The sequence below is a fragment of the Polaromonas sp. P1_F4 genome, from assembly GCF_056405675.1.
The window spans coordinates 1-19,094 of sequence record NZ_JBFUBP010000007.1; the positions used below are offsets into that span (position 1 = coordinate 1).

The 19,094-nt window shown below is 62.0% G+C and carries 18 protein-coding genes and 13 tRNA genes; 6 read left to right on the forward strand and 25 right to left on the reverse strand.

What is annotated here, in order from left to right:
• Positions 1-3: 3 nt before the first annotated feature.
• The 4 genes from tuf to AC1DYQ_RS14745 form a co-directional block, all read right to left on the reverse strand.
• Positions 4-1,194: an elongation factor Tu gene (tuf, locus tag AC1DYQ_RS14730; RefSeq protein ID WP_436155802.1), complete on the reverse strand. Its 1,191-nt coding sequence runs from the start codon at positions 1,192-1,194 to the stop codon at positions 4-6.
• Positions 1,195-1,285: 91 nt separating this feature from the next.
• A tRNA-Thr gene (locus AC1DYQ_RS14735) sits at positions 1,286-1,360 on the reverse strand.
• A gap of 64 nt (positions 1,361-1,424) precedes the next feature.
• Positions 1,425-1,498, reverse strand: a tRNA-Gly gene (locus AC1DYQ_RS14740).
• A 117-nt stretch (positions 1,499-1,615) separates the two neighbouring features.
• Positions 1,616-1,701, reverse strand: a tRNA-Tyr gene (locus tag AC1DYQ_RS14745).
• A 342-nt stretch (positions 1,702-2,043) separates the two neighbouring features.
• Between AC1DYQ_RS14745 and AC1DYQ_RS14750 the strand changes: the two genes are divergently transcribed.
• Positions 2,044-3,159, forward strand: a complete 1,116-nt coding sequence (locus AC1DYQ_RS14750) for a patatin-like phospholipase family protein (protein ID WP_477687405.1) — start codon at positions 2,044-2,046, stop codon at positions 3,157-3,159.
• Between the two features lie 78 nt (positions 3,160-3,237).
• Here AC1DYQ_RS14750 and AC1DYQ_RS14755 read toward each other — a convergent pair whose 3' ends face one another.
• Positions 3,238-3,969 carry a uracil-DNA glycosylase gene (locus tag AC1DYQ_RS14755; protein WP_477687406.1) on the reverse strand — a complete coding sequence of 244 codons (732 nt, stop codon included), beginning with the start codon at positions 3,967-3,969 and terminating at the stop codon, positions 3,238-3,240.
• 11 nt (positions 3,970-3,980) lie between these two features.
• Positions 3,981-4,787 (reverse strand): indole-3-glycerol phosphate synthase TrpC, encoded by an 807-nt coding sequence (gene trpC / locus AC1DYQ_RS14760; protein WP_477687407.1) that lies wholly within the window; start codon positions 4,785-4,787, stop codon positions 3,981-3,983.
• A gap of 183 nt (positions 4,788-4,970) precedes the next feature.
• Between trpC and AC1DYQ_RS14765 the strand changes: the two genes are divergently transcribed.
• The 4 genes from AC1DYQ_RS14765 (at position 4,971) to AC1DYQ_RS14780 (ending at position 9,948) form a co-directional block, all read left to right on the forward strand.
• Positions 4,971-5,750: an inositol monophosphatase family protein gene (locus tag AC1DYQ_RS14765; protein WP_477687408.1), complete on the forward strand. Its 780-nt coding sequence runs from the start codon at positions 4,971-4,973 to the stop codon at positions 5,748-5,750.
• Positions 5,751-5,816: 66 nt separating this feature from the next.
• On the forward strand, positions 5,817-6,857 hold the full coding sequence (locus AC1DYQ_RS14770) for an ABC transporter substrate-binding protein (protein ID WP_477687409.1): 1,041 nt from the start codon (positions 5,817-5,819) through the stop codon (positions 6,855-6,857).
• A 52-nt stretch (positions 6,858-6,909) separates the two neighbouring features.
• On the forward strand, positions 6,910-8,829 hold the full coding sequence (locus AC1DYQ_RS14775; RefSeq protein ID WP_477687410.1) for an ABC transporter permease: 1,920 nt from the start codon (positions 6,910-6,912) through the stop codon (positions 8,827-8,829).
• 57 nt (positions 8,830-8,886) lie between these two features.
• The gene (locus AC1DYQ_RS14780) at positions 8,887-9,948 is read left to right on the forward strand and encodes an ABC transporter ATP-binding protein (protein WP_477687411.1); all 1,062 of its coding nucleotides are present in this window, start codon (positions 8,887-8,889) and stop codon (positions 9,946-9,948) included.
• 33 nt (positions 9,949-9,981) lie between these two features.
• Here the strand turns inward: AC1DYQ_RS14780 and trpD are convergent, their stop codons facing one another.
• From trpD to trpE, 6 genes are read right to left on the reverse strand one after another with little or no spacing between them, the layout of a single operon-like run.
• The gene (gene trpD, locus AC1DYQ_RS14785; RefSeq protein ID WP_477687412.1) at positions 9,982-11,022 is read right to left on the reverse strand and encodes an anthranilate phosphoribosyltransferase; all 1,041 of its coding nucleotides are present in this window, start codon (positions 11,020-11,022) and stop codon (positions 9,982-9,984) included.
• A 42-nt stretch (positions 11,023-11,064) separates the two neighbouring features.
• Positions 11,065-11,715: a LysE family translocator gene (locus AC1DYQ_RS14790; protein WP_477687413.1), complete on the reverse strand. Its 651-nt coding sequence runs from the start codon at positions 11,713-11,715 to the stop codon at positions 11,065-11,067.
• Between the two features lie 12 nt (positions 11,716-11,727).
• The gene (ltaE, locus tag AC1DYQ_RS14795) at positions 11,728-12,777 is read right to left on the reverse strand and encodes a low-specificity L-threonine aldolase (RefSeq protein ID WP_477687414.1); all 1,050 of its coding nucleotides are present in this window, start codon (positions 12,775-12,777) and stop codon (positions 11,728-11,730) included.
• Positions 12,778-12,837: 60 nt separating this feature from the next.
• Positions 12,838-13,419 carry an aminodeoxychorismate/anthranilate synthase component II gene (locus AC1DYQ_RS14800; protein ID WP_477687415.1) on the reverse strand — a complete coding sequence of 194 codons (582 nt, stop codon included), beginning with the start codon at positions 13,417-13,419 and terminating at the stop codon, positions 12,838-12,840.
• A 3-nt stretch (positions 13,420-13,422) separates the two neighbouring features.
• Positions 13,423-13,743 carry a chorismate mutase gene (locus AC1DYQ_RS14805; protein WP_477687416.1) on the reverse strand — a complete coding sequence of 107 codons (321 nt, stop codon included), beginning with the start codon at positions 13,741-13,743 and terminating at the stop codon, positions 13,423-13,425.
• Entirely contained in the window at positions 13,740-15,239 is a 1,500-nt protein-coding gene (gene trpE / locus AC1DYQ_RS14810) for an anthranilate synthase component I (RefSeq protein WP_477647118.1), read from the reverse strand. The genes AC1DYQ_RS14805 and trpE overlap by 4 nt, the downstream gene beginning before the upstream one ends.
• Before the next feature lie 463 nt (positions 15,240-15,702).
• Between trpE and AC1DYQ_RS14815 the strand changes: the two genes are divergently transcribed.
• The gene (locus AC1DYQ_RS14815) at positions 15,703-16,290 is read left to right on the forward strand and encodes a chalcone isomerase family protein (RefSeq protein WP_477687417.1); all 588 of its coding nucleotides are present in this window, start codon (positions 15,703-15,705) and stop codon (positions 16,288-16,290) included.
• 44 nt (positions 16,291-16,334) lie between these two features.
• Here the strand turns inward: AC1DYQ_RS14815 and gph are convergent, their stop codons facing one another.
• The 13 genes from gph to AC1DYQ_RS14880 form a co-directional block, all read right to left on the reverse strand.
• The gene (gene gph / locus AC1DYQ_RS14820) at positions 16,335-17,045 is read right to left on the reverse strand and encodes a phosphoglycolate phosphatase (protein ID WP_477687418.1); all 711 of its coding nucleotides are present in this window, start codon (positions 17,043-17,045) and stop codon (positions 16,335-16,337) included.
• Positions 17,046-17,347: 302 nt separating this feature from the next.
• On the reverse strand, positions 17,348-17,908 hold the full coding sequence (locus tag AC1DYQ_RS14825; protein ID WP_477687419.1) for an HNH endonuclease: 561 nt from the start codon (positions 17,906-17,908) through the stop codon (positions 17,348-17,350).
• Positions 17,909-17,930: 22 nt separating this feature from the next.
• Positions 17,931-18,006, reverse strand: a tRNA-Val gene (locus AC1DYQ_RS14830).
• A gap of 26 nt (positions 18,007-18,032) precedes the next feature.
• Positions 18,033-18,107, reverse strand: a tRNA-Lys gene (locus AC1DYQ_RS14835).
• A gap of 4 nt (positions 18,108-18,111) precedes the next feature.
• Positions 18,112-18,187: transfer RNA gene (locus tag AC1DYQ_RS14840), tRNA-His, on the reverse strand.
• A gap of 17 nt (positions 18,188-18,204) precedes the next feature.
• Positions 18,205-18,279, reverse strand: a tRNA-Ile gene (locus tag AC1DYQ_RS14845).
• A 13-nt stretch (positions 18,280-18,292) separates the two neighbouring features.
• Positions 18,293-18,368, reverse strand: a tRNA-Asn gene (locus AC1DYQ_RS14850).
• 28 nt (positions 18,369-18,396) lie between these two features.
• Positions 18,397-18,594: a hypothetical protein gene (locus tag AC1DYQ_RS14855; RefSeq protein WP_477687420.1), complete on the reverse strand. Its 198-nt coding sequence runs from the start codon at positions 18,592-18,594 to the stop codon at positions 18,397-18,399.
• Positions 18,595-18,629: 35 nt separating this feature from the next.
• A tRNA-Arg gene (locus tag AC1DYQ_RS14860) sits at positions 18,630-18,708 on the reverse strand.
• A gap of 14 nt (positions 18,709-18,722) precedes the next feature.
• A tRNA-Cys gene (locus tag AC1DYQ_RS14865) sits at positions 18,723-18,808 on the reverse strand.
• Between the two features lie 9 nt (positions 18,809-18,817).
• Positions 18,818-18,894 (reverse strand) — tRNA-Trp (locus tag AC1DYQ_RS14870).
• A gap of 15 nt (positions 18,895-18,909) precedes the next feature.
• A tRNA-Leu gene (locus tag AC1DYQ_RS14875) sits at positions 18,910-18,994 on the reverse strand.
• 11 nt (positions 18,995-19,005) lie between these two features.
• Positions 19,006-19,092 (reverse strand) — tRNA-Leu (locus AC1DYQ_RS14880).
• Positions 19,093-19,094: the final 2 nt, after the last annotated feature.

Sequence of the window (19,094 nt, forward strand, 5' to 3'; positions counted from 1 at the left end):
AAATTACGCAATGATTTTGGCAACGACGCCGGCGCCGACGGTCTTGCCGCCTTCGCGGATGGCAAAGCGCAGGCCTTCTTCCATGGCGATCGGGTTGATCAGCTTGACGGTGATCGACACGTTATCGCCTGGCATGACCATTTCCTTGCCTTCTGGCAACTCGATCGCTCCGGTCACGTCCGTCGTACGGAAGTAGAACTGGGGGCGGTAGTTGTTGAAGAAGGGCGTGTGGCGGCCGCCTTCGTCCTTGGAGAGAACGTAGATCTCGCCGGTGAAGTGCGTGTGTGGCTTGATCGAACCCGGCTTGCACAGGACCTGACCACGCTGGACGTCTTCACGCTTGGTGCCGCGCAAGAGGATACCGACGTTGTCGCCAGCCTGGCCCTGGTCGAGCAGCTTGCGGAACATTTCCACGCCGGTGCAGGTGGTCTTTTGCGTGTCGGCAATACCGACGATTTCGATTTCTTCACCGACCTTGATCACACCGCGCTCGACACGGCCGGTCACGACGGTGCCGCGGCCGGAGATGGAGAACACGTCTTCCACGGGCATCAGGAAGGCGCCGTCAACAGCGCGCTCTGGCAGGGGAATGTAGGTGTCCAGCGCTTCGGCCAGCTTCATGATGGCTTCTTCGCCCAGGGGGCCCTTGTCGCCTTCCATGGCGAGCTTGGCGCTGCCGTGGATGATGGGGGTCTTGTCGCCGGGGAAGTCGTATTTGTCGAGCAACTCGCGCACTTCCATTTCGACGAGCTCGAGCAGTTCGGCGTCGTCAACCATGTCGCACTTGTTCAGGAACACGATGATGTAAGGCACACCGACCTGGCGGGCCAGCAGGATGTGCTCGCGGGTCTGGGGCATGGGGCCGTCAGCGGCGGAGCACACCAAAATGGCGCCGTCCATCTGGGCAGCGCCGGTGATCATGTTTTTCACATAGTCGGCGTGGCCTGGGCAGTCGACGTGGGCGTAGTGGCGATTGGCCGTTTCGTAYTCGACGTGGGCGGTGTTGATCGTGATGCCGCGCGCTTTTTCTTCGGGCGCCGCGTCAATTTGGTCGTAACCTTTGGCTTCGCCGCCGAACTTGGATGCCAGAACGGTCGTGATCGCCGCCGTCAGCGTTGTCTTGCCATGGTCCACGTGGCCAATCGTGCCTACGTTGACGTGCGGCTTGGTCCGCTCAAATTTGCCTTTTGCCATTTTTTCAACTCCAGAAATTTATAAAGAGTTACAAAACCAGTTACCACTACAACCAGCAACAGCGCCTCGTACGCCGCACCGGCTCAAAATTTGGTGCCCTTTGCGGGAATCGGACCCGCGACCTCTCCCTTACCAAGGGAGTGCTCTACCACTGAGCCAAAAGGGCTGAACTCAAAACCACAATTGCAACCTGGCGCAAGATTCAAAAGCAGAACCATAAAGCAGCTTTATGGAGCGGGAGACGGGAATCGAACCCGCGTCATTAGCTTGGAAGGCTAGGGTTCTACCATTGAACTACTCCCGCGCAGCTCTGCCAAATTCAACTCACACCAAAATCACTCACGACCCAAAACACGCCTTACGCGAAACACTTTTACGTGATTACTTTGCGCCGCCCGCTTGCCAAAATCAAAACAAAATCTGGTGGATGAGGCTGGATTCGAACCAGCGTAGGCGTTAGCCAACAGATTTACAGTCTGCCCCCTTTAGCCACTCGGGCACCCATCCTTCAAGCGAACCTCGGATTATGCCACGGTTTTATGTCGGACGAAATGCCAAGGCATGGCAAAAAGCATTAAAAATGCTGCCGCATGCCTCGCCAGCGCATCTCCCGACCACACCTTCACCCCGGGATGCCCGTGGGTACCGCGGAAAGCCCCCGAAAACCCGGCATAACCCGGTCCGGCCCTCATCCCCAGACCCTGCCGCACTCCCGTGGCGGCTGCGGCCAGGCTTCGGGCATGATGTGGCAGCCTTTCATCAATGCCAGAGTGAATCGCATGGATATTGCCGTCCCGGGACGCCCTCCCGCGCCACCGGCCAACCTGGATAACGTGAGACCGTCTACGCATGAGCACTGTCACCGTACCCGCACTTCCTTCCTCCCCCGCTGAACCGTCTCCCATGCGCCGGGTCAACCTGGCTTTGCAAGGTGGCGGATCACACGGCGCATTCACCTGGGGCGTGCTGGATGCCCTGCTGGCGGACGAGCGCATCGAGTTTGACGGCATCAGCGGCGCCAGCGCCGGGGCGGTCAACGCCGTGGCGCTGGCACACGGATTCGCTACCGCCCAAAAAGACAATTCCCCCGAAAAAACCAACCCGCGGGAGGCGGCACGTGCGTCGCTCAGCCGGGTCTGGCTGGGCATTGCCGCCATGGGCAGCCTCGGCTCCATGGCTGACAGCATCAGCAAGATGCTCGTTGGGGGCTGGGCCGCTAACAAAGTGAGCGCAAACTTAATGAGTAGTGCAATGACGCAGTGGATGTCGCCCTACCAGTCCAATCCGCTGGACATCAACCCTTTGCGCAAACTGCTGGAGGCAGAAATCGACTTTCACGCCATTGCCAGCCTGCATGCACCGAAGGCTTTTGTATCGGCGACCCACGTCACCACCGGTCGGGCAGAGATTTTTGCCGGCAAACGCCTGACTTTGCAGGCGGTGATGGCTTCCACCTGCCTGCCCACGCTGTTTCAGGCGGTCGAAATTGACGACCAGCACTATTGGGATGGCGGGTTTTCGAGCAATCCCTCGCTGTTGCCACTCATCAGTGACTGCAGCAGCCGCGACATCATCGTTGTGCAGATCAACCCCTTGCGGCGTCCCGAGATTCCCCACACGCCTCATGACATCGCGGACCGGGTGAACGAGCTGACCTTTAACGCCAGCCTGCTGTCCCAGATGCGCACCATCGACTTCATCAACCGCCTGCTCGCCGACGGCCGCCTGCAGGAGGGCGAGAAATACAAGAGCCTGCTGCTGCACCGCATCGACGGCGGCGAGGCGCTGGAAAGCCTGCCCTCGTCCAGCAAGATGTCGGCCGACACGGCCATGATCGAAAAACTGTTTGAGATGGGCCAGGGCGCGGCCAAACGCTGGCTGCGCCGCCATTTCGAGGCGCTGGGCCTGCAAAGCACGGTCAATATCCGGCGCGACTACGTGGGCAGCCTTCCGGCGGAGTTTTAGCCAGCCCTCAAAATTCAAGGCTTTTTGGCCTTTTAGCAAGGCAGGACGAGCGCGAGCAGCTACTAAAACAATAGCAAATCAGGCCTTCGGGTGTGCGTCACGCCATTCGCGCGCCTGCGAGAAATGGCCGCAGCCAATAAAGGGCAAGGGCGGCCGCATGGCCGACAGCGGCGACGGGTGGTTGGCCACCAGCACCTTGTGGCGCTTCGCATCAATCAACGACCGCTTGCTCTGGGCATGTGCACCCCACAGCATGAACACCACCGGGTGGTCACCTTCCGCCACCTGGCGGATCAGGGTATCGGTCAATACTTCCCAGCCCTTGCCGGCGTGACTGGCCGGCAGCCCTTCCTCGACCGTCAGGCAGGTGTTGAGCAACAGCACCCCATGTGTCGCCCACTTCACCAGGCTGCCGCCGGGCACCGGAAACTGGGGCGGCGGCGTACCGAGGTCGCGCTGCAGCTCCTTGAAGATATTGCGCAGTGACGGCGGCAGGGCCACACCGGGCGCGACGGAAAACGCCAGCCCCTCGGCCTGGCCCAACCCGTGGTAGGGATCCTGGCCGAGGATGACAACACGCACCTCGTCGGGCGGCGTGAGCTCCAGCGCACGCAGCGGCTGCGGCGGAAAGATCGTCGCGCCTTCCGCCAGGCGGCTTCGCAGAAAACCCAACAACTTCTGGCCGGTCGGACTGCCAAAAAATGCATCGGTGGTCGGCCGCCAGCCGGGCGCCACCGGCCAGGCGGCGGGGTCAGCAGTGGTAAGCCGGTCGGGCAAAGGCGCCTTCATGGCGTCAAGCAGCTGGTTCATGGCTTTACAGCCTATCTTTTACCGAACAATTGAGCCAGCGCAAGGCCGGGTTCTTCCGCGCGCATGAAGGCCTCGCCGACCAGGAATGCATTCACACCTGCCTGACGCATGCGCTGCACGTCCGCCGGCGTGGCAATGCCCGACTCGGTAATCAGCAGGCGGTCCGCCGGCACCCTGGCCAGCATGCCCAGCGTGGTGTCCAGCGAGACCTCGAAAGTTTTGAGGTTGCGGTTGTTGATGCCGATCAGCGGCGTCTTGAGCTTGAGCGCACGCTCCAGTTCGGCTTCGTCGTGTACCTCGACCAGCACCGCCATGTCCAGCGACATCGCCAGCGCTTCGAGCGATTGCATCTGCGCGTCGTCCAGGCAGGCCGCAATCAGCAAAATGCAGTCAGCGCCCATGACGCGCGCTTCATACACCTGGTAAGGGTCCACCATGAAGTCTTTGCGCAGCACCGGCAGACTGCAGGAGGCCCGCGCCTGCTTCAGGAAATCAATGCTGCCCTGGAAGAACTGCTTGTCGGTCAGCACCGAAAGGCAGGCCGCGCTGATCTCGCCGTCACCTTCGGCATAGCTCTGTGCGATGTCGGCTGGAATGAAGTCGGCGCGCAGCACGCCTTTGGACGGGCTGGCCTTCTTGATTTCGGCAATCACCGCGGGCTGACCCGCTGCGATCTTGGCGCGCAGCGCACCCACAAAGTCACGCGTCAGGACACGCGATTCGGCATCTTCGCGCATCACGTCCAGCGGTTTGCGGCGGATGGCATCGGCAATTTCTTGACGCTTGACGGCAATGATTTGGTTCAGGATATCGGACATGCCCCGATTTTGGCAGATGCGGCCGGGCGACTCGCAGGGCCAGGTTTCGCGGCGTCTTAGCGCAAACCCGCTACAGCCGGATACGCCCCGGCACTACCATTTCGTTTTACCCGCTTTGGGTGCCACGCCTGACCCGGCTCGCACACAAGGCGACCTCCATCGGATATCCCCTACACCCTTCCCATGACCGCACTCACTGACGCCATTGAAGAAATTGTCCGTTCGGCCGGCGCCATGATGCGCGATGCCTTCAACGCGCCGGACAAGCCTGCCTACTCGCTCAAGGGCCGGCAGGACTACCTGACCGTCACCGACGGTGCGGTAGAACAGTATGTGCGTGCGGAGATCGAACGGCGCTTTCCGGGAGACGCCGTGCTGGGGGAAGAAGCAGGGGGAGAAACCGGCGGCGCAGCTCGCCTCTGGATTGTCGACCCGGTGGATGGAACGGCGAATTTCGCCCGGGCCATCCCGCACTTCTGCATCTCCCTGGGCCTCATGGTCAACGGCGAACTCGAAGCCGGCGCCATCTACGAGCCCATGCACGACGAACTCTTCATCGCGCAACGCGGCCACGGCGCGTGGTGCAACGGCATTCGGCTCCAGGTCAGCGAGCTGGCCGAACTGCCCGCCTCCACAGTTGAAATTGGCTGGTCTTCGCGCCTGTCGCCAGACCCCTACCTCGTGCTGGTCAGTCGGTGCATGCATGCGGGTTGTTCGGTGCGCCGCGCGGGTTCCGGCGCACTGGGGCTGGCCTATGTGGCCGCCGGGCGCTGCGAAGCCTACGCCGAAGCGCATATCAATTCATGGGACGTCGCGGCCGGCCTGCTACTGGTCCGGGAGGCCGGCGGCCGCGTCAACGACTTCTGGGCCGACAACGGACTGGCCCAGGGAAGCCCGGTGCTGGCCACCAACGCCAGGCTGGCCTCCGAACTAAGCGTTTTAACGGGTATACCGCTGCGCTGACGGCTGCTAAGGTGGCCTCAACGCTGCACCGCAGGCGCCATTGACGACATAAAGAAGGAGACACAGATGACACGGTTCACATTCAAATCACTCGTTCCGGGATTGATCCTGGCAGCTGCGGCGTGCGCGATATCGGCCCCGGTCCACGCGGCGGAAGAGTTGGTGGTTTACTGCAACGTCCAGGAAGAATGGTGCCGGCCCATGGTGACCGCCTTCGAAAAAGCCACCGGTATCAAAGTGTCGATGACACGCAAGAGTTCGGGCGAAACTTACGCCCAGATCAAGGCCGAATCAGCCAACCCCCGCGGTGACGTGTGGTGGGGCGGCACGGGCGACCCTCATCTTCAGGCGGCTGAAGAAGGTTTGACCGAGTCCTACAAATCACCGAGACTCGCCGACCTGCACCCCTGGGCAGTGAAGCAAGCCGAGGCCTCCAAGTACCGCACGGTCGGCGTTTATGCAGGCGCCCTGGGGTTCAGCTTCAATACCGTCGAGCTGGCCAAACGCAAATTGCCCGAGCCCAAATGCTGGGCAGATCTCATCAAGCCGGAGTTCAAGGGCGAAGTCCAGGTCGCCAACCCCAACTCGTCGGGAACTTCCTATACGCTGCTCGCCACCCTTGTGCAGATCATGGGGGAAGACAAGGCGTTCGACTATCTGAAGGCCCTGCATCGCAACATCAACCAATACACCAAGTCGGGCGCTGCGCCGGCCCGTGCGGCAGCCACCGGCGAAAGCATGATCGGCATCACCTTCCTGCACGACGCCGTCACGCACGCCGTGGCAGGCGCTCCACTGAAGGTGGTCGCACCGTGCGAGGGCACGGGCTACGAGATCGGCAGCATGAGCATCATCAAGGGTGCCAAAAATCTGGCCAACGCCAAAAAATGGTACGACTGGGCCCTGACACCTGAAGCGCAGGACATTGCCACGGTCGCGCATTCGTACCAGAACCCCTCCAATAAAAAAGCATCCTTGCCGCCGCAGGCGCCCAAGCTGGCCGACGTCAAACTGATCGACTACAACTTCGCCAAGTACGGCGCTTCCGCCGAACGCTCGCGCCTGCTGGGCAAATGGGACAAGGACATCGGCGCACTGCCCAAGTAAGCGCTGAACATCTCCCTCTACCCCATTGCACACTGATGAATCACGTCACACCTTGACCACACCCATTGCAGTGACAGCCGCCGCCCCACGCGTTCGGGCTGATCCGCTGAGCTGGCTGCTCGCGGGGCTGGGCATCGCAGCAGGCGTGCTGCTGATGCCGTGGACCCAGAGCTCGGCGTACGTTGCCGGCGGATGCCTGCTGGCAGCAGCCGCCAGCGTGCTGGCATCACGCGCCGGTGCATTCAAGAGCGATGCCGCCATTTCCGGCGTCGTTTGCATCCTGTCACTGCTGCTGGCTATTTTTGTCATCTACCCGATCGGGCGCATGCTGCTGGCGGCTTTTGTGGACGAGCGGGGCAACTGGCTGATTCAGACGGCTGCAGCCCGGTTTTTCAGCGAGGACATCTGGGGCGCGGGCTGCATTGCCGGCAACGTCCGGTGCGGCGTGGCCATCAACTCCATTGTGCTGGCCACCCTCGCCGGCATCGGCAGCACGCTTTTCGGTTTTGCGCTGGCCCTGCTGGCCGAGCGCGGCGGTCAGCGTTTTCGCGGCAGCCTGCGCGTGCTGTCCATCCTGCCGGTGGTCACGCCGCCTTTCGTCATCGGCCTGGCCATCATCATTCTCTTCGGCCGCACCGGCATGGTGACGCAGCTGATGAGCGACTGGTTCGGCATTGCAAGGTCGCGCTGGATCTACGGCCTGCCGGGCGTACTGCTGGCGCAGGTGATTTGCTTTACGCCTTTGGCCTTCCTGCTGATCAGCGGCGCCTTGCGACTGGTCAGCCCGACGCTGGAGGAAGCCGGCCAGGTACTGAGGGGTTCGCCATGGCATGTATTTCGCACCGTGACCTGGCCCCTGGTGCGCCCCGCCATTGCCAATGCCTTCCTGCTGGGCTTTGTGGAAAGCCTGGCGGACTTTGCCAACCCGTTGGTGCTCTCCGGAAATTTCGAGGTGCTGTCGACGAAAATTTTCTTCGCCATCGCCGGGGCGCAGCACGACGCTTCGCGCGCCGCCATCCTCGCCGTCACCCTGCTGCTGCTGACGGTCGGCATCTTTGCACTGCAGCAGCGCTGGATCGGCAAGGCCTCCTATACCTCCGTGAGCGGAAAAGGCGACAGCGGCCTGCCCGCCGCACTGCCCACCGGTGTCAAGTGGGGGGCGCTGGCGCTGGTTCTGCCCTGGGTCGCGCTGACCGTGCTGTCATACGGCATCATCCTGATCGGCGGCGTGGTCAAGGACATCGGGAGGTTTGACCTGACGCCCTCGCTGCAGCACTTTCAGACCGGGTTTGGGCTGAGTTGGGGCGCCGGGGGCCTGGTGTTTTCGGGCTCGGCGTGGAACAGCCTCTTCACCACGCTCGGCGTGGCGGCTGTTGCCGCACCCCTGACCACCGCGCTGGGCCTGCTGGGAGGGTATGTCGTGAGCCGCCACGCGTTCAAGGGACGGCGCGCCTTCGAATTCCTGACCATGGTGAACTTCGCCGTGCCGGGCACCGTCATCGGCGTGGCCTATATCGTCGCCTTCAACGTGCCGCCCCTTGAATTCACCGGCACCTTCGCCATCATCGTGCTGTGCCTGGTGTTTCGCAACATGCCGGTGGGCGTGAGGGCCACGGTATCAGCCCTGTCGCAGCTTGACCGGTCGCTGGACGAAGCATCCGCCACATTGCGCGCCAGCACATCACGCACGTTCGCGCGGGTCATTCTGCCGCTCTTGCGCCCGGCCATCATTGCCAGCCTGGTATTCAGTTTTACGCATGCCATCACAGCCGTCAGCGCGGTGATTTTCCTGGCGACCGCCCAGCACAACCTTGCGACGGTTTACATCGCGGGCCGTGTCGAAGTCGGCGAATACGCATTGGCCATTGCCTATTCGTCCGTGCTCATCGTGATCATGCTGGCCTGTGTCCTGCTGATCCAGCGCTTCATTGGCAATGCGGAGCTGGGGCGGCGCGCGGTGTCGACCGCTTGAGCCTCTGCGCCATCGTCACATCTTTTTCGTTTCACTTATTTTTTAACAGGCCCTGCCATGACCCCGTCCCCCGCCGCTGTGGAGTTTCAAGGCGTCGTCAAGCGTTTCGGCAAGGTGGTTGCGCTGCATCCGCTTGATCTCACCATCGACAAGGCAGAGCTGGTGACCTTGCTGGGGCCTTCCGGCTGCGGCAAGACAACACTGCTGCGGCTGATCGCCGGCCTGGAGCTACCTTCCGAGGGCGTGATCCGCATCGATGGACGGGACGTGACCGGCAAGTCAGCCAATCAACGCGACGTGAGCCTGGTTTTCCAGTCCTACGCGTTATTCCCGCACATGAGTGCGCTGGAGAACGTGTGTTACGGCCTGCTCGCCTCCGGCATGAAGAAACCGCAGGCCGTGGCGTTGGCAAAAGCCAAGATGGATCTGCTCGGCATTGCCGACTACGCCGACCGGCTCTCGTCGGAGCTGTCCGGCGGGCAGCAGCAACGTGTGGCAGTGGCACGGTCACTGGTGCTGGAACCAGCCGTGCTGATGTTTGACGAGCCCTTGTCGAACCTGGACGCCAAGCTGCGCCGCAAGGTGCGCCAGGACATCCGCGACCTTCAGCAAAACCTGCAGCTCACCGTGGTCTACGTCACGCACGACCAGGAAGAGGCGCTGGCAGTGTCGGACCGCATTGTGGTCATGCAAAAGGGACGCATTGCGACGATGGGCGCGCCGCGCGATTTGTACGAGGCGCCCGTTTCAAGTTTTGTGGCGGACTTCATCGGCGACGCCAACCTGATCAACGGCGAACTGGTCACACTGCAAGGCCAGCACTTCTTCCGCGCCGACCAGGTTGATGTGCGGGTTGTCCCGCCGCCTGGCATGTCCGATGGCGCCGTAGCGCTGGCTATACGCCCACATCGCATCCGTATCGGCGAACTGGAAGCAAGCACGCTGACAGGAAAAGTCCTGCGGCAGGCTTACCTGGGCAGCCGGATCGAAAGCGTGGTGCTCACGCCGCTGGGTGAACTGCTGGTGTTCAGTGACGCCCTGCTGAGCGTGGCCGAGCCAGGCAGCACGGTCGGCCTGCATTTCGCCGCAACCGACGCGCGCGTGACCGCACGGGAATAGATAGCTGCGCAGCCAGGCGCCGCCAGCAAGCCGTCAGGCGAGCTTCTGGCTGTGGCTGACCAGCTGATCGAGCTTGGCTCTGGCCGCGCCCGACTCCAGCACCGCACGCGCCAGCACGATGCCAGCCTTCATGGAGTCGGCCACATTGGCGGCATACAGCGCCGCCCCGGCGTTCAGGACCACGATATCGCGCGCCGCGCCCGGCTGGTTGTCCAGCACGCCCAGCAGCATGGCCTTGGACTGCTCGGGGGTGTCTACGCGCAATGCGCGGTTGCTGGCCATAGGCATGTCGAAGTCTTCGGGGTGGATTTCGTACTCGGTGATTTCACCGTTCTTGAGCTCGCCAACCACGGTGGCCGCGCCCAGGCTGACCTCGTCCATGCCGTCCTTGCCGTAGACCACCAGCGCGTGCTCGGCGCCCAGGCGCTGCAAAGCGCGAACCTGGATACCGACCAGGTCCGAATGAAACACGCCCATCAGGATATTGGGTGCACTGGCCGGGTTGGTCAGGGGGCCCAGGATGTTGAAGATGGTGCGCACGCCGAGCTCCTTGCGAATCGGTGCGACATTTTTCATGGCCGGATGGTGGTTGGGCGCAAACATGAAGCCCACACCGACCTCGTCGATGCATTTTGCAATGGCTTCGGGCGACAGGCCGATATGGATGCCCAGCGACTCGATCACGTCGGCACTGCCCGACTTGCTGCTGACGCTGCGCCCGCCGTGCTTGCTGACCTTGGCGCCGGCCGCCGCCGCCACAAACATGGAGCAGGTCGAGATGTTGAAGGTGTGCGAGCCGTCGCCACCCGTGCCGACGATGTCCACCAGATGCGTCTTGTCGGCCACATTGACTTTGGTCGAAAACTCGCGCATCACCTGCGCGGCGGCGGTGATCTCGCCGATGGTTTCTTTCTTCACGCGCAGGCCGGTGATGAGCGCAGCCATCATCACGGGCGACATCTCGCCGCTCATGATCAGCCGCATGATGTGCAGCATCTCATCGTGGAAGATTTCGCGGTGCTCGATGGTGCGCTGCAGGGCTTCCTGCGGTGTGATCTTGTGGGTATGGGGCATGACGCGTCTCGCTTCTTCGTTCTGGAGCTATAGGGAACCGGCTCAGTTGGCCGGATGATCGGTGAAGGCCAGCTTGAGGCCGAACGCGATGAACATGGCGCCAGCCGCGCGGTCCAGCCAGTGCATGCCGCGCTGCACGGCATCGCGCCGGGCCATCCAGGCAGCCGCCAGCGCCCAGCCCGAATTGACTGGAATGGCGTTCAAATTGAACAGCACGCCCAACAACACAAAGGCCAGGGCCTTGTTGTCGGTGCCGGGTGCGATGAACTGCGGCACAAAGGCCAGGAAAAAAATCGCCACCTTGGGGTTCAGCACGTTGGTCCAGAAGCCGCCCATGAAGACGGCTTTCAGGCGCCGCTCCGGCTGGGCGGCAGCCGCCGCGGCGAGGTCGGTGGTGGCCTGCGGCGCCCTGGAAAACAAAATTTTCGCGCCTATCCACAGCAGGTACGCCGCGCCTATCCATTTGAGTACGGTAAATGCCGTAGCCGAAGTCGCAAGCAAGGCACCGACGCCCACGGCCGCCGCGAAGATGTGGACGAAGCAGCCAGCCGTGATGCCGAGGCCGGCAACAATGCCGGCGCGCGCGCCCGAGCGCAGTGAATTGGTCACGATGTAAAGCACATCAGGGCCCGGCGTCAGGTTCAGCAGCCAGCCAGCCGCGATGAAAAGCAACAGGTGTTGAAAGTCGGGCATGGCTAAGTCCTTTCAGTTAAAAAACTGCCGGATGGCAGCGATGGCACGGTCCACACCGGCGGTGTCCACGTCCAGATGGGTGACAAAACGCAGGCGATACAGCCCCGTGGCCTCTATGCCCTGGCCGGCCAGGTGCTTGAGCAAGGCAGCGGACCGGTCCCGCGCCGCGCCGGTCAGGTCGACAAACACAATGTTGGTCTGTGGTGCCTCTACCTGCAGGCCGTCAATGCCCGCCAGGCCGTCGGCCAGGTATTTGGCCAGGGCGTGGTCTTGCGCGAGACGTCCGACATGGTGGTCCAGTGCATGCGACGCTGCTGCAGCCAGCATGCCCGCCTGCCGCATGCCGCCGCCGGCCATCTTGCGGATGCGGTGCGCCCGCGCGATGAATTCGCGCGAGCCGCACAGGGCCGAACCCACCGGCGCGCCCAGGCCTTTGCTGAAACACACCGAGACGCTGTCAAAACAATCCGCAATGCGGCGCGCCTCCGCCAGCGGGTTGCTGCCCGTTTGCGCAGCCTGCGCCACAGCGGCGTTAAGGAGCCGCGCTCCGTCCAGGTGGCGCGCCAGGCCGTGCTTCTTCGCCAGCGTAGTCGCCTGCTGCACATACTCAAACGGCAGCAGCTTGCCGCCCAGGGTGTTCTCGAGCGCCAGCATCCGGGTGCGCGCGAAGTGCGCGTCGTCAGGTTTGATGGCGGCTTCGATCTCGGCAAGCGCCAACGTGCCATCAGTGTGGTGGTTCAGCGGCTGCGGCTGCACACTGCCGAACACCGCCGCGCCGCCGCCTTCCCAGCGGTAGCAGTGCGCCATCTGGCCGACGATGTATTCGTCACCGCGCTGGCAGTGGGAGAGGATCGCGCAAAGATTGCTCTGCGTCCCGGTGGGCACGAAGAGCGCGGCCTCAAAGCCCAGCAATCCGGCAATCTTTTCCTGCAGCGCATTGACGGCCGGGTCGTCGCCGAAAACGTCGTCACCCAGCGGTGCAGCCAGCATGGCCTCACGCATGGCGGCCGTGGGCCGGGTCACGGTATCGCTGCGCAGGTCAACGACTTTTTTATCAGTCATTTTGGCCTCCAGGGCAATAGGAACGGGCGCGAGCAGCTATTAAAATAATAGCAAAATAGGTCATGCTGTCTGCTCCAGGAAGTTCTTCAGCATGGCGTGGCCGTGCTCGGTGAGGATGGATTCCGGATGGAATTGCACACCCTGGATCGGCAGCTCCTTGTGGCGCACGCCCATGATCTCGCCGTCGTCGGTTCGCGCCGTGACAGCCAGCACATCGGGACATGAAGACTTTTCAATGGCCAGCGAGTGGTAGCGGTTCACCACAAACTGCTCGGGCAGCCCGGCGAACACACCCTGCTGTGTGGTGGTGATGACGCTGGTCTTGCCGTGCATGAGCTGCTGGGCACGCACGATCTTGCCGCCAAAAGCGGCGCCTATGGCCTGGTGGCCCAGGCAGACGCCCAGAATCGGCAGCTTGCCGGCGAAATGCTGGATCGCCGCCACCGAAATACCGGCCTCGGCCGGTGAGCACGGACCGGGCGACACCACCAGCACGTCAGGAGCGCGCGCGGCGATTTCGGCCACCGTGATCTCGTCATTGCGAAACACTTCGACTTCGGCACCGAGCTCGCCAAAATACTGGACGATGTTATAGGTGAAGCTGTCGTAGTTGTCGATCATCAGGAGTTTGGTGCGCTTCATGGTTCAGTCTCCCTCGCGCAGGCGTGTGAACTCGCCGCGCTCAAAATCAATGGATGCGGCAATCATGGCGCGGTAGGTCGCTTCCATGATGGCCTCGGGGGCGCCGGCCGCACGGGCCTGTGCACGCACACGATCAACGATGAACTCGATACGTGCGTTGTCGACAATCTGGCCGGCGCTTTGCTTGATGCGCGCGGCCTGCGCCACATAGGCGCTGCGCTCGGCGATCAACGGCGCGATGCGGTCGTCCAGCGCATCGATGTGGCGGCGCACCTCGGCCATGGTGTCGCAGTGCTCAATGGCGGGACGGGACAGCGTGCTCATTCCAGGCCCTCCTCCACCAGCTCGGACGCCCGCAGCAGCGCGCGTGCCTTGGCTTCGGTTTCCATCCATTCGAGTTCGGCCACGGAATCGGCCACCACGCCGGCCGCCGCCTGCACATACAGCGTCTGGTCCTTGATGATGCCGGTGCGGATGGCAATGGCCACGTCCATGTCGCCGGCATAGCTGAGGTAACCGCAGGCGCCGCCGTAGAGGCCCCGCTTGGTCGGCTCCAGCTGGTCGATCAGCTCCATGGCATGGACCTTGGGCGCGCCGGTGAGCGTGCCCGCCGGGAAGGTGGCCTTGAGCACGTCCATGCTCGACATGCCATCCAGCAGCGTGCCCTCGACATTGCTGACGATGTGCATCACGTGGCTGTAGCGCTCGACCGCGAAGGCTTCGGTGACTTTCACCGTACCGGTTTTGGCGATGCGGCCAATATCGTTGCGCGCCAGGTCAATCAGCATCACATGTTCAGCGCGCTCTTTCGGGTCGTTCACCAGTTCGTGCTCCACGGCCTTGTCGGCCTCGGGCGAAGAGGCGCGGGGCCGCGTGCCCGCCAACGGCCGGATGGTGATTTTTTGCCCGTCGTCGATTTTTTCCTGGCGCACCAGAATTTCAGGAGACGCCCCCACGACGTGAAAGTCGCCGAAGTGGTAGTAATACATGTAAGGCGAGGGGTTCAATGAACGCAGCGCGCGATACAGGCTCAGCGGCGACTCGGTGTAACGCTTCTTGATGCGCTGGCCAACCTGCACCTGCATGAAGTCGCCCGCCTCTATCAACCGCTTGGCGCGTTCCACGGCGGCTATGTAGTCTGCTTTGGCAAAGTCGCGCTCAGCCGGATAACTCTGAGACGGCTTCACCACCGGTGCGCTGACGGAATACTTCAGCTGGTCCTTGAGCTCGCGCAGGCGCTTTTTGGCATTGGCATACGCCTCCGGCCGCGCCGGGTCGGCATAAACAATCAGGTAAAGCTTGCCCGACAGGTTGTCGATCACGGCGAGCTCTTCACACTGCAGCAACAGGATGTCGGGGCAGCCCAGTGTGTCCGGCGGGCAGGAGGCTTCGAGTTTCTTTTCGACGTAACGCACGGTGTCGTAACCGAAGTACCCCGCCAGGCCGCCGCAAAAGCGCGGCAGGCCGGGCCGCAGGGCGACCTTGAAACGCTTTTGGTAGTCGCTGATGAAGTCCAGCGGATTGGCTTTGGAGGTTTCCACAACCTTGCCGTCCGTCACCACTTCGGTCAGGGTATCTGGCCCAAAACCGGATGCCCGCACCAGCGTGCGCGCGGGAAGGCCGATAAAACTGTAGCGGCCGAACCGCTCGCCCCCCACTACCGATTCCAGCAGGAAGCTGAACTTGCCGCCGTCTCTGGAATGCGCAAGCTTGAGATAAAGGGAAAGAGGTGTTTCGAGGTCGGCAAACGCCTCGACCATCAAGGGAATGCGGTTGTAGCCCTGGCCGGCCAGGCTTTTAAATTCGAGTTCTGTGATCACGATGGTCCTTCGCAAGGGGCCACGCACTTAAAGGCACGGCCACCTGTCATTCAAAACGCCCCGAAGACCGGGGCCGGGATGCGCTTGCTGCTTGCAAGGGCGCATCAGGAAGAAAAGGGGGGTGTCGCAGAACCGGCGGCATCGGGACGGGCAGAAGGCAAACTGGCTGAATGGTCAGGTGCCGGCCCGCATGCGCCTCAGGCGTGCGAGAAATGACAGGTACGCCAGGGCCAGGCTCCCCGGTCGCCACAACCTGTCTGAATGATGCGATGAATGAACATGTGGGCCAAAGTGTAGCAAAGACCGCCCCGGCCTGACCTGCCCAGCCACCTGGTCCCGCTAAAAAAAGTCACTAGTACTAATGCTTATCTCGCAAACCCTCTTGCGGCAGGCCCTCTGCGGCCTTCAAAATGAGACATAAAAAAGAACGTTCGTTCTATTTCACCACCCTTGGAGACAATTCATGACTTTGACAACGCGATGCATGGCGGGCCTGGCCGGTTTAATGCTGTCACTGGGCGTCCTCGCCGCCCCGATGGAGGTTTCCGGCGTCAAACTCGACGACCCGGTAGAGGTCCACGGCACCAAGCTGCAGCTCAATGGCGCCGGCATTCGCTACAAGGCGGTGTTCAAGGTCTATGTGGCCGCGATGTACCTGCCAAAAAAGGCCGCCACCCCCGAAGAGGTCTACACCATGGCCGGCCCCAAGCGCATCAGCATCACCCTGCTGCGCGACATTGACTCCAACGAATTGGGCAAGGGCTTTACCACAGCCTTCACAGAGAACACCCCAAAAGGCGAAATGTCCAAGCTGATCCCCGGCCTCATCAGGATGGGCCAGCTCTTTGCCGACCAGAAAAAGCTGGTAGCCGGCGAAGGCTTCACCATCGACTGGATCCCCGGCACCGGCACCGTGATCTCCGTCAAAGGCAAACCACAAGGCGAGCCCTTCAAGGAGCTTGAATTCTTCAACGCCCTCGTGCGCATCTGGCTGGGTCCACAACCGGCTGACTGGAAACTCAGGGACGCGATGCTCGGCAAACCCGCCTGAAGCGGCGCAAGCCACACTCTCTCAACGGGGCGCAAGCCCCGTTGTCATTTCTGAAACCGCAGCTCCGCCAGCGAGTCAATGAAGCCATCGGCGTCCACAGCGCGAACCGGCTCGCCATGGTTATACCCATACGTCACCAGCAACACCGGACAGCCCGCGGCCCGGGCGGCCCGGGCATCGTTGCTGGAGTCGCCGATCATCAGCGTGCGGGCAGGCGAAGTGCCGAGGCATTCGCAGGTTCTCAGCAAGGGCAGCGGATCTGGCTTTTTGCGCTCGAATGAATCCCCGCCAAAAACCTGGGTAAAAAAGCCGTCGAGGCCTTTGAGCTTGAGCAGTTCGCGGGCAAACGCCAGGGGTTTGTTGGTCAGGCAGGCAAGCCGCAGTCCGTCCTGCTGCAACACATGCAAGCCTTCCAGGACACCCGGATAAACCGCAGAGTGCCGGCCATTGATGCGGGTGTAATGCCGTTGGTAAGCGGCGTAGGCCGCATCGTAAAGCGCTATTAAATCGATAGCCGGCAGCGCAATACCCATCTTTGCCTGGACATATTTCAGCGTGGTCTTGACGAGATGCTCCGAGCCTTTTCCAACCATGCGTTCCACTGCTGCAGCATCAAGCGCAAACGCCGGCAGGTGGCCCGGCAGCATTTCGGCCAGCATCAGGTTGAGGGCAGCCACAAAGTCGCCCAGGGTATCGACCATGGTGCCGTCCAGGTCGAGGATGGCAGCGTCAAAACGGTCGTTGTCAAAAATCATTAGGGTTCAATACAAGGCAGTAGCGCTCAAAACAGATAGCGGCCCGAACTGATGATACGGGTGGGTCATTCCTGGCACAGGAATTCTCCCCAAGACCAGTCACCGCCAGTACCTCATCGGGTTGATCTTAAAGGCAGATAGCCTGTTGCCTTCTTCAGCCGTGACTCCGGCCGGTCCTGCCATATGGCGGCGGCAGTGGGCCGCGCACAGGCATGCTGAACGGCATGCCGATGATCCAGGGGACTATCGGCAATAAAAAAGCGGCGCACCACTTTCGCGACGCGCCGCTTCGGCTGCTGAACTCAATTCAGCCTGGATCCCTTGGGCAGCCGGACGGCCAGCCACTCATGGACATCGGCCCGTACATTGCGGCCGCGCAGCAGGAAGTCTTCCCACAGCGACGGAACGTAAGGCAGGTAGACCAGCGGCATTCCAGCCTGCTCGGGGGTCCGGGCGCCTTTTCGGGCATTGCACGAACGGCATGCGCTGACCAGGTTGGTCCAGCTGTAGGCTCCACCCTTGCTGTCGGGAATGATGTGCTCGGCCTCGAGATCTTTCTCGAGGAAAATCTGAGCGCAGTAGGCGCAGGTGCAGCGGTCCCGGCGCAACAGCTTGGGTTTCGATACGGCCGGCGTAACCTCAAACAGGTTGCGCCGCGGCGAGCCGCTCAGGGCGATGATGGGCTGAATGACCATCAGCGATTGCCGGCCATGCGCCACGTTCCACCCGCCGCGGAGCGTGACGAGAGGGCTCTCGCCCTCCTCCCACGCCACAGTGCCAGTGGCATAGTGCAACGCCGCATCTTCAGCCGTGATCCAGGCCTGGGGCGTCCCCTGGATGTCGAGCTGCAGAACGTGATGCATCGTGGCCTCCAAAAAAAGAAGTTGGTAGCTCTTGAGAGGCTCGAACTCCCGACCATCGCCTTGTAAGGGCGCTGCTCTACCTGCTGAGCTAAAGAGCTGAAAAACCGAAGAGCTGAATGACGAGTGGTGCGGGCAGAGAATTTCGAAATCTCGACCTACCGGTTAAAAGCCGGTTGCTCTTCCTCTGAGCTATGCCCGCAGGGTGGGGTGCAAGACCGGACTCGAACCGGTGACCCGCGGGGTCACATCCCGCTGCGCTGCCAACTGCGCCACTTGCACCAGAAAAATGAAAAAGTTGGTAGCCGCAGCTGGCATCGAACCAGCGACCTGTGCCTTATCAAGGCACTGCTCTACCACTGAGCTATGCGGCTATGAAGAAAAAATTGGCTCCACGACCTGGGGTCGAACCAGGGACGACGCGATTAACAGTCGCGCGCTCTACCAGCTGAGCTATCGTGGACTAACGGGGAGGGGGAAACCAGGCGTGCTCAACACTCGCCGCATTCGCGGACGCGCTGATCCAGGTCGCGCTCATCCTGTGCATCCCCGCGCTTCGGCAAGGCGTGACGATGCCGCGCGCTGCCGGCGGCGACGATGCTGCGCAGCAAGGCACGAACAATGCGGTTGCGTGGTGTGGCTGTCCGTTTGGCCATCCTCCTGGAGGCCGCTGTGTTTCTGGCTGTCATGGCAAATCTCCTTGAGGTTGGTTGAATGAGGAATGTGGCGCGCCTGGGCCGATTCGAACGGCCGACAAACTGGGGTAGAAGCCCAGCGCTCTGTCCTGGCTGAGCTACAGGCGCTGAAAGCAATGAGATGGAGGCGGTGGTCAGATTCGAACTGACGCGTGCTGACGCAGGCGGATTTGCAATCCGCTCCCTTCGACCACTGGGGTACACCGCCGGAAATCGCTGGCGGGCGCGAGAAGAATCGAACTTCCAGCCTTCGGCTTTGGAGGCCGCTGCTCTGCCTGGTTGAGCTATACGCCCATGAAAATCTAAAAATGGTGCCCCAGGCCGGCGTCGAACCGGCATGCCCGAAAGCGCTGGCTTCTGAGGCCAGTGTGTCTTCCCATTCCACCACCGGGGCTAAAACTGTTCTGGTGCTCAAGGGGAGATTCGAACTCCCAAAACTCCGAAAAGACCTGGTTTTGAAGCAGGTGCGTCTTCCAATTCCGCCACTTGAGCAT

Excerpts from the sequence above, each read along its gene's own strand:
- AC1DYQ_RS14750 (WP_477687405.1), top strand. The coding sequence starts at position 2,044 with ATGAGCACTGTCACCGTACCCGCACTTCCTTCCTCCCCCGCTGAACCG.
- AC1DYQ_RS14755 (WP_477687406.1), bottom strand. The coding sequence starts at position 3,969 with ATGAACCAGCTGCTTGACGCCATGAAGGCGCCTTTGCCCGACCGGCTT.
- trpC (WP_477687407.1), bottom strand. The coding sequence starts at position 4,787 with ATGTCCGATATCCTGAACCAAATCATTGCCGTCAAGCGTCAAGAAATT.
- AC1DYQ_RS14765 (WP_477687408.1), top strand. The coding sequence starts at position 4,971 with ATGACCGCACTCACTGACGCCATTGAAGAAATTGTCCGTTCGGCCGGC.
- AC1DYQ_RS14770 (WP_477687409.1), top strand. The coding sequence starts at position 5,817 with ATGACACGGTTCACATTCAAATCACTCGTTCCGGGATTGATCCTGGCA.
- AC1DYQ_RS14780 (WP_477687411.1), top strand. The coding sequence starts at position 8,887 with ATGACCCCGTCCCCCGCCGCTGTGGAGTTTCAAGGCGTCGTCAAGCGT.
- trpD (WP_477687412.1), bottom strand. The coding sequence starts at position 11,022 with ATGCCCCATACCCACAAGATCACACCGCAGGAAGCCCTGCAGCGCACC.
- AC1DYQ_RS14790 (WP_477687413.1), bottom strand. The coding sequence starts at position 11,715 with ATGCCCGACTTTCAACACCTGTTGCTTTTCATCGCGGCTGGCTGGCTG.
- ltaE (WP_477687414.1), bottom strand. The coding sequence starts at position 12,777 with ATGACTGATAAAAAAGTCGTTGACCTGCGCAGCGATACCGTGACCCGG.
- AC1DYQ_RS14800 (WP_477687415.1), bottom strand. The coding sequence starts at position 13,419 with ATGAAGCGCACCAAACTCCTGATGATCGACAACTACGACAGCTTCACC.
- AC1DYQ_RS14805 (WP_477687416.1), bottom strand. The coding sequence starts at position 13,743 with ATGAGCACGCTGTCCCGTCCCGCCATTGAGCACTGCGACACCATGGCC.
- AC1DYQ_RS14815 (WP_477687417.1), top strand. The coding sequence starts at position 15,703 with ATGACTTTGACAACGCGATGCATGGCGGGCCTGGCCGGTTTAATGCTG.
- gph (WP_477687418.1), bottom strand. The coding sequence starts at position 17,045 with ATGATTTTTGACAACGACCGTTTTGACGCTGCCATCCTCGACCTGGAC.
- AC1DYQ_RS14825 (WP_477687419.1), bottom strand. The coding sequence starts at position 17,908 with ATGCATCACGTTCTGCAGCTCGACATCCAGGGGACGCCCCAGGCCTGG.
- AC1DYQ_RS14855 (WP_477687420.1), bottom strand. The coding sequence starts at position 18,594 with ATGACAGCCAGAAACACAGCGGCCTCCAGGAGGATGGCCAAACGGACA.